Here is a 14598-nt window from a genome sequence, read left to right on the forward strand (position 1 = left end):
AGTGATTTTTTGAAGAATTACAGTATTGCGTAAATAATAGGATTAGTGTTTGGGAAATTTATTGATTTGATATTATTAAGAATATTTGCTATACTTTTAATAAATAAAGAAGGTGTCTCGCTACCTATATCCCAAAGGTGAAATATTAAAGTAACGGAGAGGATAAAACCTCTCTGTTTTTTTTAGGAGAAAGAAATGGCAGAAAGGATTAAATATGGATTTTACACTGTAAGCCCAGATTACCTTGAATATCTAAATCAAATAGATTCATAAGTTTATTACAATCCATCATATGGAAACAGTATCAAACCATTTTTTGAAGTTATCGTTGGGATAGAGGATTATAATTATTTTATTTCAATTTCTTCTGCAAAGGAAAAATACAAAAGATAGAAGAATGTCTTTGATGAGCATTTTCTGATTTATGAAGTAGTTTACCATGAGAAAAGTAGTTACTAATAAAATGCATTTCGTGCACCCCAAAATATATAATTTTAGGTGCAGGAAGTTTTATAAATGATACAAAAAACAATAAAGCTTAATGGCTAAGGAGGTATAGAAAATATATCTTCTTTTTTATTACTAAAATAAGAAAATATAGAGTGCCAAGATATTATACAGTAGATTTAACTATATCAATATATCTTGCAAAAGAAGAATTTAAAGAAAAGTGCAAAAATTAAATGTCACCCAATTGATTTTTTGCACCCCAAAGTATATAATTTTAGGTGCAGGAGGTATTAGAAATGGAATCAATAAACAAGAAAATAGAAGATATAATGACAAAAAATACAGGAAAAATTTTTTCTATTAATGACTTCTATGGACTAGGGACAAAGAATACAATCAAATCCGTTTTATACCGATTAAATGAAGAAGATAAAATCATAAGACTTATAGATGGATTATATACAAAGCCTAAGTATAGCGAAATCCTTAAAGAATATTCTTATCCAGATGCAAACGCCTTGGCAGAAAAGATAGCCGATAAATTTTCTTGGACCATATCTCCAACAGGAGATACAGCCTTAAATTATACTGGATTATCTACACAAGTTCCAAACGAATATATATATATTTCTGATGGACCATATAGGCAATATGATTACAGAAATAAGAAAATACTATTTAAACACACAAGTAATAGAAACATTACATCTTATTCAAAAGAACTATCTATTTTAGTTCAAGCAATTAGAGCTTTGGGAAAAGATGGGATAGGGGAAGAAGAACTCAAGAAGTTAGCCGTATTTGCCCAAAATATTAAAGAAGACTTAAAGCGTGATACCTTAAAGCTACCATTTTGGATACAGGAAATATTAGAGAAAATACAGGAGATTAACAATGAAAAAGCTATTAGAAATATCAAATGAAGAACTTGAATTAGTTATACAAAATACATCAGATAAATTGAACTTGTCAAAGGCAATTGTGGAGAAGGACTTATGGGTCTGTATTATTTTGAAATATCTATTTAGTGATTTTAAATATAGGGACTATATTGTCTTTAAAGGGGGTACAAGTTTATCTAAAGTATATAAATTAATAGAAAGATTTTCAGAGGATATAGATCTTGCTCTTAATTGGCAACTCTTGGGCTATGAAAAGTTAGAGCCTTATGAAGAGAGGAGTAAAACAAAGCAATTAAAATTTAATGATAAACTAAATGAAGATACAAAAAAGTTTATACAAGAAGAATTTTTGCCAACCCTGCAAAAAGATTTTAAAAAATTATTAAAGAACAAGAAATATAATTTTTATATTGATGAAATAGATGGACAAACTATTGCCTTTGATTATCCTAAAAATTATGAAGATAACTCCATACTTCAAGTCATAAGATTAGAAATAGGAAGTTTAGCAGAACCGATTCCATCAAGTAGGAAAAAGATAAAAACCTATATAGAGGAAACTTATCCAGAGGTATTTAATGAAAATATAGAAGTTGTATCTGTAAATAGTTTAAGGACTTTTTATGAAAAAATAACTATACTACACAGAGAGGCTAACAGAATAAATGGAAATTATCCTACAAGGTATTCAAGACATTTTTATGATGTATATAAAATGCTACTTACTGACATAAAAGAAGAAAGTTTTTCTCAATTAGAATTATTAAATTCTGTTATTCAATTTAAGAAAAAGTTTTATGCAAGTAATTGGGCGAAATATGATGAGATAATGGAAGGAAGAATAAAGTTAATTCCATCAAAAGAAGGAGTGGAGATTTTTTCCAAAGATTATGATAGTATGAAAAATATGATATTTGGAGAAAAAATACCATTTGAAAAGATAATTAGCGAACTAAAAAAATATGAAGAGAGTTTAAATGAAAAAATAAGGGACAATAAAGCTTAATGGTTAAGGAGGTATAGAAAATATATCTTCTTTTTTTATTACTAAAACAAGGAGGGATAGAATGCCAAGATATGATACAGTAGATTTAAGTAGATCAATATATCTTGCAAAAGAAGAATTTAAGAAAGATATAAAGAAATATGAAGAGTATTTAAAGGTAGTAGGTAACAACTATAAGTATCCATATATACACCAAATATCTATTTACAATATGGATACTAAGGCTACAGCTTGTGCGGAATTTGATTACTGGAAAAGCATAGGCAGGAGTGTCAAAAGAGGAGAAAAAGGAATACCGCTTTTAGATATAGAAAATGGAAAGATAAAATATATCTTTGATATAAGGCAAACGGTAAGCGTTGATCACAACATTTCTGAGGTAAAATTATGGGAATATGATGGCAAAAAACATTTAAACTTATTAGATGAACTAATAGATAAGTTTAAAGAAAAAGACAGCCAGCTTTTATTGAGTCAAGAAAATAAAATAGATGCCTTAGCAGGAAGTTATGTTCGAAGAAAATTTGATGAAATATTAGAAGGTCTATCCGATGAAAGCCTGAAGGCTATTCAAAAGATAGATCTTTTTAATTTACTGAAAGAATCTGTAAAAGTTTCCGTAAGTGAGAGAATGGGAGTTTCCTATGAACTAAAGGAAGAAGATTTGTCTATATTATCTAAAATATCAAGTGTGGACATAGATAAAGCTTTAAATTTTACATCTAATATAAGTAAAAATATTTTAATTGATTTAGGAAGAGAAATAAATAAATTAGAAATTTCAGAGAAAGTTCAAGAAAGAAAAAATTGGGAGCAGACAAAAGATGTAAGGGAGCGTTATAATAAATCAACGGCTAATATAATAGAAGAAGATCACAATAAATTAGAAGAAGGAGGCTTAGAAGATGAAAGAGAAAGTAGTATTAGCAGACAAGGAATATCTAGTAGAGGAAGGAATTTACATACCAGTAATCAAGGAGAATCCCTTCGAGATACATGGAGGGACTTACAAGATGGAACTGATGAATCAAGAAGTGGAAGTATTAGTACCGAATATGGAGATGCCGAAAGAAGTGGATATAGGAAAGCTCAATTATTGGGGAAGGATGAGGTTGAACTTTCTCAAGGAAAACAAGGAAGAAGACTATCAGATAATGTATCTACAAGGAACGTTAATGAGTCATCTACTATCCAAGGAAGAAGAAATAGAGGAATTTATCAGCCGAGAAGAAGTCAAGATGATGGAAGCTTGGGGACTGACAGAAGAATTGAAGGAAAAGGATTATCTGAAATATATAGGACTGAAGAAGAATATGGATATGCTCCTACAAGAGATGGGAGAAAAGGAGATTATCCTAGTTTAAAAAATGAACATGAAATTAAAGATATAGGGGAAGTAGAGCTTACTTCCTTTTTTTCTGCCAATAATCAGAAAGAGCAGACCTTTATTACAAGTACAATAAACCAAAGAGAAATAGATATATTTTTAATCTATGGAGGAAATAATCAAGATGGTAGATTGCCAGTAATAGCAGAGTTTTCTAAGGGAAAGTCCTTGAAAGAACAAGCAAACTTCTTAAAAGAAACATATATAGGAGCTAATGGTTTTGAAATTGGTGGAAGAAGAATTTCAGCTTGGTTTGGAGAAGAAGGAGTAATTTTTAAAGAGGGAGATGGAGCAAGAGATAGGGAAGGTCAAATAGTTTCTTGGGAGGATTTAGCTAGTAATATTAATGATTTATTAGATAGAGGAGAATTTGCTACTAATGTAGAATTAATAGAAAGTTCGTCTTATGAAATAGAAAAAATAACAGAAAAACTATGGTATTTAAAAGAAGATTTTTCTGATGAAATAAAAGATAGTTATCTTAAAAGTCTAAGTGAAATAAAAGAAAAAAACTTCCAAGAAAAAACAGAAAATTTATGTAGAAAGCTAAAAGATAAGAATTTTAGAAGTGAATTAAGAAAAGAATATGAAGTATTTTTGGAAGAATACAAGAGTAATCCTAATATTTTACGATTTAATCACCATAAAGTAGATAGAATTTATCAGGACCTTAAGGACTTAGAAATAGAAAGAAAAGTATACCAGTCAAGTTTGACCGATATTGAATCTATCTATAGTTTTATTACAAAAGATGAAATAGATGAGAATTTACGAAAAGGTAGTGGATTTTCCGATGGGAAAAAACGAATATATGACTTTTTTAGAGAAGAACATACTTTAAAAGAAGAGGCAAATTTTCTAAAAAATGAATATGGAATAGGTGGTTCTTCTCATGCCATATCAGGGGCAATGGGAAGTGGAGAATGGCATGATGCAAAGGGAATAAAATATAGTAAGGGAAATGCTGAAGAAATTAAGCTATCTTGGTCTGATGTTGCAAGAAGAATTGATGACCTTATTAAAGAAAATAAGTATATAGAAGAAAGTATTGAAGAGGATAGTGAGAAAAAAGTTTATCATGATATAAAAGAAGAAAGTCAAGAGTCTATAGATTATCAAGATGATCTACCTCCTACAGATAGTGAGGTTTATACAGAAAAGATAAATAGTATTTCTACCTACTACTATCAAGGGCAATCTGTAGCAAGTATTGGAGAAAATGGAAGACTTGTAATTTATGATGACTTTATGCCAAATTCTTTAAAAGAGGACTTATACTCATTAGCCTATGAAAAACAATTAGATTCATCCTTAGACCATTTAGAAGATGGAATTGTTCTTGAGGGAATAGAGGACACATTTTATATTAAAGATATAGAAGAGATAGAAGGAAAAGAATATTATCTTTTAGAAAGTCAAAGTCAATATGATGACATTCCAAATATCATAGTAAATTCCGATAGGGAAATTATAGACGATGATATAGTAAATGGTTTTGAAGAATTTAAGGAATTTTACATTAGTAAAGATAAAATAGAATTTAATCAAGATAATCTTATAGATAATGAAGAAGATTATTGGATAGTTGAATTTAATGAAAGTTCAAGTCTGATAGAAAAAAATTATGAAGGTCAAAGACTAACTAAGGAACTATTAGATGAGATAAAGGAAGTAGATGAAAAGATAAGACTTCAAAATAAGGCATTTGAAGAAGATAAATATCCACAGCTGACTGATGAATGGGTAGGATATTCCAAATTCTATTTCGACCATATAGTAGATGGGAAAAAGGTTGATTATTATAGGATAGACATAGGTGATGAAAATGAAGCTAATCAAAGGGGCTTCGATTTTCTTTATGAACAAATAGGAAGAAATCAGAAAGAACTTAATCAGGTTAGTGAAGAAAGTAAGATAGGTGAAAAAGTACTTTCTATAAATCAAATTGAAGATAGACTTTTCGATGTATTAGTTAAGGATAAAAATTTAGAAGAAGAAATTATAAAAGCAAGAGAAAACTTAGGGAATGATACCTTAGCAAGTTTTAATTCTGTATTTCAAAGAGAATATGCAAAAATAATGAGAGAAGTTTCCCATAAACAGGACAATCTTCCAGATGATATGAAGTCTATAGAAAGCGTTAAAAAATTAAGTATTAGAACCCAAAATAGGTATAGAGAATATTTAGATAATTTATTTAAGAATTATGTAGAAGCTGATAAGAATATGGACTCTATAAAAATAGGGGACATAGTTAAAACAGAAGATAATAAGTATTTAAAAATAAAAAATCTTTCTAATGTATATGATGAGAATGGCAATCCAATCACTTATTATTCCTATGATGCCTATTTTGATAAGGACTTAAAACTATTTTCACATTCTTTTAAAGAAAGTAATTTAAAAGTAGTAGAAATACTAAGAGATAGTCCAGAAGAAGAATTAGCAAAAGAGATAGAGGAAGATAAAATAGCAGTAAAAGTAGGTTACTATTATGCTCTAGTAGATAGAGAAAAAACAAAAGATATAGGATTAGAAGAAACAGGAAGTAGAGTTTATCCAAGAAAGGACAATCCTCAAGGAAATGTATATACCTTATATAAGGGCAAATCCTTTGAAGAAAGCAGAAAAGTAGATAGCTTATTTGATGAAATGGCTATCAAAATGAAAGATATAAATCTTAGAAATTTAAATGATGTCTTTACATTGGAAAAGGAAGGCTTATTTGAAATATCTGATGATGAAGTAACAAAATTTAAAGAAGGTTATGATATAGATATAAAAAGTTTTGGTCAGCAATTTCCAGATTACTATGATGATATATATGTACTAAATAAAAATCTTGAAATTAATGAGGCCTATCAGAATCTTGCCTATATAAATAGAGAAAATGAAATTACTTTTAATGTGGATCTATCTCAAGAAGAAAAAACACAAATTGAAGAAATAAGAAATAAAAAGGAAGTCATATCTAAGCTAATAGAAAAGGATACTAAAGAAAAAAAAGAGTACTACTTTGATCCTCAAAATGAAGAATATTTACTTTTATCAAAGAAAGTAGAAGATGGCTTATTAAAAATTCCATATAGTATTAAAGACACTATAAAGGGAAAAGAAGGCTTTGAGGTTGAGTTAGTTTTAGATACAAAGAAAAAGTCCCTTAAACAAAATCTGCGATACAATGGATATATTTTGAATACTAATTCAGCTATAAAATATAAAAGCTATAAAGACTTATTAAATAGTGTCCCTTATTTATTGGATGATAGACACAGGAAAGTACTTTTAGAGGGATATTTAAATCAGCAAATAGAAAAGGAAAAAGAAAAACAAGAAGAAAAGTCTTTTACAGAAGGCATTAATGTTAGATACCAAGGTAGAGAATATACCATATCTAACATTAATGATAAGACAAATCCTAAAACTATAGAACTAGAAGATAGTACAGGACTAATGAATGGTTTTATTACAGGGAGTGAAACCATTCTTTTTAATGATTATAATGACCTTGATTTAGAAGTTATAGGAAATAAAGAAGTAGAAAATATAGAGGCAGTAAAGCAAATTAGCTTTGGAGACTTTGCGAGAGATCTTAAAGAAGAAAAAGCCGATAAGAAACTTAAAATCAAATATAAGTTGGAAGAACAACAATCTATTCAAGAAAAAGAGATAGAGGAAGTTTCCCTAGAAAACTATAAAATCTTAAATGAAGAAGAAAACTTAGCGCCTTCTCAAAGGCTAAAGAATAATATAGAAGCTATTAAACTTTTAAAGAATCTAGAAAGAGAAAATAGATTTGCAAAAAAGGAAGAACAGGAAATTTTAGCAAGGTATGTAGGCTGGGGAGGACTTGCTAATGTATTTGACGAAGAAAAGGAAGGTCAGTGGCTTGATGCGAGAAATTTTTTAAAAGAAAATTTAACTGGTGAAGAATATAATAGAGCAAGAGAATCTACCTTAACAGCTTTTTATACTCCTAAATTAGTTATAGACTCTATCTATGAAACTCTTTCTAATTTTGGATTTAAAAAAGGTAACATCTTAGAACCAAGTGCTGGGACAGGAAGATTTATAGGAAATCTACCTGAAGAAATGAATGAGTCAAAATTTTATGGAGTAGAGTTAGATAGTATTAGTGGTAAAATTGCTAAACACTTATATCCTAATGCTAATATACAAGTTAAAGGCTTTGAAGATACAAATTTTTCCAATAATTTATTTGATGTTGCCATAGGAAATATTCCTTTTGGAGAATTTAAAGTAGCAGATCGTGAGTATGAAAGAAATAACTTTCTTATCCACGATTATTTTTTTGCTAAATCATTAGATAAAGTTCGTGATGGCGGTATTATCGCATTTATTACATCATCGGGAACAATGGATAAAAAGAGTGAAGACGTTAGAAGATATATATCTGAAAGAGCAGAATTTTTAGGAGCTATAAGATTACCAAATACTACTTTTAAAAGACAAGCAGGTACAGAAGTAACCTCGGATATAATTTTCTTAAAAAAGAGAGATAGACTTCTAAAGATAGATGAAGATTGGGTTAAGTTAGATAAAGATGAAAAAGGATTAAGTTACAATAAATACTTTGTTGATAATCCAGATATGGTAATAGGGACTATGGAAGAAGTATCATCAAGATTTGGAACAAGTCTTTCCTGTATAGAAAGAGAAGATGTTTCCTTAGAAGAAGGACTAAAATTAGCCATAAAGAATATTAAAGGAAAATATGAAAAGGTTCAAATAGATGAAAACTTGGGAGAAAAACTAATACCTGCCGATGATAGTGTTAAAAATTATTCATTTGCTCTAGTAGATGATGAAATATATTTTAGAGAAAATTCTATTATGCAAAAAGTATCCTTAAATGAAAAGGATAAGGGCAAGGTGGAAGAGTATTTAAAATTAAATGCAAGTCTAAGAAATGTAATCATTTTTCAAAAGGAAGATTATTTAGATGAAGAGATAAAAGAAGAACAAGAAAAGCTAAATAGCTTATATGATGAATTTTCAAAAAAATATGGGAGATTAAATTCAAAAGCTAGTAAAAAGTTATTTAGAGAAGATTCCAACTTTTCCTTGATTTCAACCTTGGAAAAATTAGATAAAGAAGGAAACTTTATAGGGAAATCTGATATATTCACGAAAAGAACCATAAAAAAAGCTGTAGTTATAGATCATACGGATAAGTCGATAGATGCTCTTGTATTATCTATTAGTCAAAAAGGGAAAGTTAACTTTGATTATATGGAAGAATTAACAGACAAATCGAGAGATAAATTAATAGAAGAGTTAAAAGGAGAAATATTTTTAAATCTAGATTCATTTGAACCTAGTGATATAAATCCATTTAAGTCCGCTAAGGATTTAGGAGATTTTTCAAGATCTTATGTAACTGCTGATGAATATTTATCAGGAAATATAAGAGAAAAAGTAGAAGTGATAGATTCCTATATTAAAAATATTGAAAAAGAGCTAGGACAAAAAGAAAATTTAGCAGATAGAGAGTTATTAGAAAAGGAATTAAAAGAGTTACACTTTCAAAAAACAAAGCTAATGGAAGTTATACCTAAAGAACTTGATGCAAGTGAAATTACAGTTAGAATGGGTGCAACATGGATACCGGAACAAGATTACAAAAAATTTATGTTTGATTTGTTGAAAACACCAGTTTCATCAAGGTGGAATATAGATATTAAGTATTCTGACTTTACAGGAGAATATAGAGTTGAAGGAAAAAGCTTTGATAGGGACAATGACCTTGCTTCTTTTACCTATGGTACAAATAGGGTAAATGCCTACAAGTTGATAGAAGATACTTTAAATTTAAGAGATACTAAGGTATTTGACCAAGTAGAAGACAGTGATGGAAAGAAAAAATCTGTGCTTAATCAAAAAGAAACAATGCTTGCAAGAAGTAAGCAAGAGATGATAAAAGAAGAATTTAAAAGCTGGATATTTGATGATGTGGAAAGAAGAAATAGATTAGTAGAAGATTATAACGAAAGATTCAATTCCATAAGACAAAGGGAATATGATGGATCTAATCTTACTTTTGAAGGAATGAATCCTGAAATAGAATTAAGAGCACATCAAAAAGATGCAATAGCAAGAGGGTTGTTTGGTGGAAATACTTTACTTGCCCATGAAGTAGGAGCAGGAAAAACCTTTGAAATGATAGGTATAGCCATGGAGTCAAAAAGACTTGGTATGAGCAATAAGTCGATGTTTGTTGTACCTAACCATATAGTAGAGCAGTTTGGAAGAGAATTTAATGAACTTTATCCAGGAGCTAATGTATTATGTGCAACAGAAAAAGATTTTACACCAGATAGGAGAAAAAGATTTTGCAGTCGTATTGCTACAGGAGATTATGATGCAGTTATTATAGGGCATTCTCAGTTTGAAAAAATTTCTATATCAAAAGAAAGACAAGAATATGAATTACAAAGTCAAATTGATGAAATTATTGACTATATAGATGAGTATAAAAGGGAAAGAGATCAAAGATTTACTGTAAAGCAATTAGAAAAGACAAAGAAAAAGTTAGAGACAAAGTTAGAAAAACTAAGTGCTGACTATAAAAAAGACGATGTAGTAACTTTCGAAGAATTGGGAATTGATAAGTTATTTGTAGATGAAGCCCACGCTTATAAGAACCTATATCTTTATTCTAAAATGAGAAATGTAGCAGGTATTACTTCTACAGATTCACAAAAGTCAAGCGATATGCTTATGAAATGTCGCTATATGGATGAAATAACTAATAACAAAGGTCTAGTATTTGCTACTGGAACACCTGTAAGTAATAGCATGGCTGAACTTTATACTATGCAGAGATATTTACAATGTGATGAATTAAAAAAGATGAAGTTACAACATTTTGATTCTTGGGCTTCTACTTTTGGAGAAACTATAACAGCTATTGAACTTAATCCAGAAGGAAATGGTTATCGAAGTAAAACGAGGTTTGCTAAGTTCTATAATCTACCGGAACTTATGAATACAATAAAAGGATTTATGGATATTAAGACAGCAGATGTATTAAATTTACCGACTCCTGAAGCTTGCTATGAAACTATAAAGACAAAGCCTACAGAAGAACAGAAGAAAATACTTGAAACTTTTTCAGAAAGAGCAGATAAAGTTCGTAATAAACAAGTTGATTCTAGTGTAGATAATATGTTACTAATTACAAATGATGGAAAGAAAATGGCTTTAGATCAAAGATTAATAAATACTCTACTTCCAGATGATCCAAACAGTAAGGTAAATACTTGCATCAAAAATGTATTTAGTATTTGGGAAAAATATGAGGATAAAAAATCGGCACAATTAATCTTTTGTGATATGTCTACACCAAGTAAGGAGTTTAACATCTATGATGACATTAAACAAAAACTTATGAATTTAGGAGTGCCTGAAAAAGAGATAGAATTTATCCATAATGCAAAAAATAATAGGGAAAAAGATGCAATATTTGACAAAGTGAGAAAAGGAGAAATACGAATATTACTTGGCTCTACTCAAAAGATGGGAGCAGGTACTAATGCTCAAGATAAATTAATCGCTATCCATGATCTTGATATACCATGGAGACCTGCCGATCTTTCTCAAAGAGCAGGTAGGATTGTAAGACAGGGAAATGAAAATAAAAAAGTTTATATTTTTAGATATATAACAGAAAACACTTTCGATGCTTATCTTTTCCAAACTTTAGAAAACAAACAGAAGTATATTTCTCAAATTATGACTTCAAAAACGCCAGTAAGAGTAGCAGAAGATGTAGATGAGGCAACTTTAAATTATGCAGAGATTAAGGCACTTGCAACGAGTAATCCTCTAATCAAAGAAAAGATGGACCTTGATGTAGAGGTTTCTAAACTTAAAATGTTAGAATCAAACTTTAAATCTAATCTTTATAAGATGGAAGATAAGGTAGTAAAGTTTTATCCAAAAGAAATAGATAGATTAAAGGAAAAAATAGAGAACATAAGAGAAGATATTAAGAATACTGAGCCTTATAAAGAAGTAAGTAAAAATACAAAAGAGGAAAATAAATTTACCTCCCTAACCATTGATGAGAAAAAGTATACGGATAAGAAAATTGCAGGGGAGTTTTTGTTGAATAAAATTAAGGGATTGAAAATTAATGGAGAAATGGATAGAGAAGGAATAAAAGTAGGGAAGTATAGAAACTTTGATCTGTCTATAAAGTATGATTCTTTTTTTAATAAGTATAACTTTATTTTGAAAGGAAAAGAAGATTATACGGGAGAGTTTGGAACAGACGGATTAGGCAATATTACAAGAATGGATAATATACTAGATAAATTACCGGAAAGACTAGAAGATAATATATCTAAACTAAAAGATACAGAAGAACAATTCCAAATAGCAAAACTAGAAGTACAAAAGACATTTCCACAAGCTGAGCTTTTGAAAGATAAGTCTCTAAGGCTTTCAGAAGTAAATAATCTTTTGGATATGGGAGATAGTGAAGATATACAACAAGATAATCCATTGCTTGAAGAAGTAAAGGAAGAATTAATTAATTTCTTGAATAGAGAATATGAAGAAGATAACAAAGTAGAAGATTTTGATAACCTATTTCCTGATTTAAATGACATAAGAATAGCTTATGCAACTACACCAGATGAAAAACATGAGATACAAATTAGTTTAGATTTGGAAAATTATAAAATGAATACCTATGTAGATAACACTTTAATTGACAGCTTTCAGTACACCTATGATCCTTTGGATGCAAGCAATTTGAAAGAGTTAATACAAATAAAGACTGCTATTGACTTTTGGGATTTTAGTGAGCTTGTAGCAGTTGATGAAAAAAAGTTAAAGGAAATTCTTGGACTTGAAATAGATGATGAAGGTAATTTTTATGATCCATTAAATTTAGACTTGGATAATGATGGAATTCCTGATAGATATGATAATGACTTTAAAGATTCTGATTATTTTGAATCTACTTATGATGTTGAAGATAATTTTCATGCTAAAGAAGAAAGAAAATCTATCATAGATAAGTTACAGGAATATAAGAACGACTTAGCAGAAGACAATAATATAAAAGAAATAGATAACTGTGAGCCTTATGGTAGATAAATATATAAGTAATATTGCTAGAGGAAGAGAATATGAGATTTGATAAAGAAGGATTTAATGAATTTATACAAAATGAGTTTTCTTTTGATGGAGCAACTCAAAGAATAATTAATAACTTAGTGGAGTATGGAATCAAAAATTTAGGAGATTCAGAGGATAAATTAGTAGACTTTATTCAAACTATAATTAATGATCCGACAGTTGAAGAAATAAAACAATTTGTAATTAATGAAGAAAAAGAAGAATTAATAGGAGGAATATTAATGGATGTACGAAAAGGAAATATAATTAATACAGAATTTGGGGAAACAATGGTACTTGATGTGAAAGATAATCAAGCTACACTATTTGATGGTAATCAATTTATTTTAGCTACAGGAATTAAGTTAAATAAGAAAAGCGAAAAGTATGAATGGGAATCAGTAAGGTATGCCAGCGATATAAAAACTATAGCAAATATGCAAAATATTGATTTTAAAAGTATGAAAAATACAATAGACTTTCTAGCTGAATATAATTATAAAGAATTTGTAAAAGGGATCGTATCTCTTGAAACAGGAGTGTTAAATGAAGAGGTTCTTAATGTTGCCTATGATAATTATATGAGTGATTCAGTAATGGGACTTATTGATGAAAAGTTTATGGATCATATAGATGAGCAAGGATTAGAAGAAAATTTAGAAATTAATCAAGAACAAGTAGATAAAGAAAGTAAGGACATATTAAACATAGATGGAAATTTAGCTAGTGATATAGAGATCAAAGATTTAAAAGCAAAAGATGGAAGAAGCTTTAAAGTTGCTTCCTTTTCTATAGCAGAAAATGACAAAGAAGGAAATGTAAAGTTTACTGATTGTTATGCATATGATGATAAAATTAGTCAAGTCGATAATATGAAGAAAGGTGACTTTGTACATTTATTTGGTAAGGGAAAAATCAACAAAGGAAAGGATGGAAAAGAATATAGGAGTATAAAGATATATTCTGCCAAGTTGTTAAAAGCAAAGGAGCAGACTAAGGATAAGTCTTCAACTATAGAAAAATTAAGGGAATTTAAAAACAAGAAAAATATAGAAATAGAAAATAAAGGAAGAAAAGATAATACTGTAGAAAGGTAGAATGAAGTAAAAGCTGATATTGCAGGATAAATTTATTTATTCTGTAATATTAGTATATTATAGAAAAACAAATGTGATGAATCAGAGCTAACAAGAAATGTAATTGATAATATAATATTTTTTAAGTCTTAGCTTTATTCTATTTGCTGCACATAAATAGAATAAAAGAGATTTTTTCTTTAATTTAGTATAGATAAACAGACTAATGAAATTATGTATCTGCGTTTATCAAGAAAGTATAGATTAATTTGAAAAAAGATTATAAATCTTTATACAAAGCGAGATCTGTTCATCCTTACTAAAAAGTATATGAATGTTAGCCAGCCAAATGTAAAGTTTGATAAATTCAATTGAAAACATAAGGAATAAATTTTTATAGGGGGATATATAAATTAATAGTTTTTAATTGCTTTTATTTTTTATTAGCAATAAAATATATACAAGAGTTGAAAGTAAGCAAAAATTTGAAATGTGTGATACAATAGTAAATCAATATACGGTGTTTGTAAGAGGAGTAGGTAGTTAATTTTATGAAGCTATAATATGTAAGAAGAGAAGATATATTAAACAAAAAGATAACAAATTTGATAAATTCAGGAATATATA

At 28.8% G+C, this 14598-nt stretch carries 6 protein-coding genes; all 6 read left to right on the top strand.

Annotated elements, in window-relative coordinates; genetic code table 11:
* Positions 1 to 303: 303 nt before the first annotated feature.
* The 6 genes from BN38_RS11635 to BN38_RS00155 all read left to right on the top strand — a co-directional run bounded on the left by BN38_RS11635 (position 304) and on the right by BN38_RS00155 (position 13992).
* On the top strand, positions 304 to 393 hold the full coding sequence (locus tag BN38_RS11635) for a hypothetical protein (RefSeq protein WP_434781414.1): 90 nt from the start codon (positions 304 to 306) through the stop codon (positions 391 to 393).
* Positions 394 to 746: 353 nt separating this feature from the next.
* The gene (locus BN38_RS00140; RefSeq protein ID WP_044564918.1) at positions 747 to 1373 is read left to right on the top strand and encodes a DUF6088 family protein; all 627 of its coding nucleotides are present in this window, start codon (positions 747 to 749) and stop codon (positions 1371 to 1373) included.
* On the top strand, positions 1345 to 2358 hold the full coding sequence (locus BN38_RS00145) for a nucleotidyl transferase AbiEii/AbiGii toxin family protein (protein ID WP_044564919.1): 1014 nt from the start codon (positions 1345 to 1347) through the stop codon (positions 2356 to 2358). The genes BN38_RS00140 and BN38_RS00145 overlap by 29 nt, the downstream gene beginning before the upstream one ends.
* A gap of 1061 nt (positions 2359 to 3419) precedes the next feature.
* A complete protein-coding gene (locus BN38_RS11610; RefSeq protein WP_407636480.1) occupies positions 3420 to 3722 on the top strand; it encodes a TnpV protein in 303 nt (100 codons plus the stop codon).
* Between the two features lie 1271 nt (positions 3723 to 4993).
* Positions 4994 to 12874, top strand: coding sequence for an SNF2-related protein (locus BN38_RS00150; protein ID WP_407636481.1), 7881 nt, complete (start codon positions 4994 to 4996; stop codon positions 12872 to 12874).
* Positions 12875 to 12906: 32 nt separating this feature from the next.
* The gene (locus BN38_RS00155) at positions 12907 to 13992 is read left to right on the top strand and encodes a hypothetical protein (protein WP_044564921.1); all 1086 of its coding nucleotides are present in this window, start codon (positions 12907 to 12909) and stop codon (positions 13990 to 13992) included.
* Positions 13993 to 14598: the final 606 nt, after the last annotated feature.

The organism is Anaerococcus provencensis (assembly GCF_000312365.2).
Lineage (GTDB): Bacteria > Bacillota > Clostridia > Tissierellales > Peptoniphilaceae > Anaerococcus > Anaerococcus provencensis.

Bases quoted from the DNA above. Each gene is read 5' to 3' on its own strand.
- BN38_RS00140 (WP_044564918.1), top strand. From the start codon at position 747: ATGGAATCAATAAACAAGAAAATAGAAGATATAATGACAAAAAATACA.
- BN38_RS00145 (WP_044564919.1), top strand. From the start codon at position 1,345: ATGAAAAAGCTATTAGAAATATCAAATGAAGAACTTGAATTAGTTATA.
- BN38_RS11610 (WP_407636480.1), top strand. From the start codon at position 3,420: ATGCCGAAAGAAGTGGATATAGGAAAGCTCAATTATTGGGGAAGGATG.
- BN38_RS00150 (WP_407636481.1), top strand. From the start codon at position 4,994: ATGCCAAATTCTTTAAAAGAGGACTTATACTCATTAGCCTATGAAAAA.
- BN38_RS00155 (WP_044564921.1), top strand. From the start codon at position 12,907: ATGAGATTTGATAAAGAAGGATTTAATGAATTTATACAAAATGAGTTT.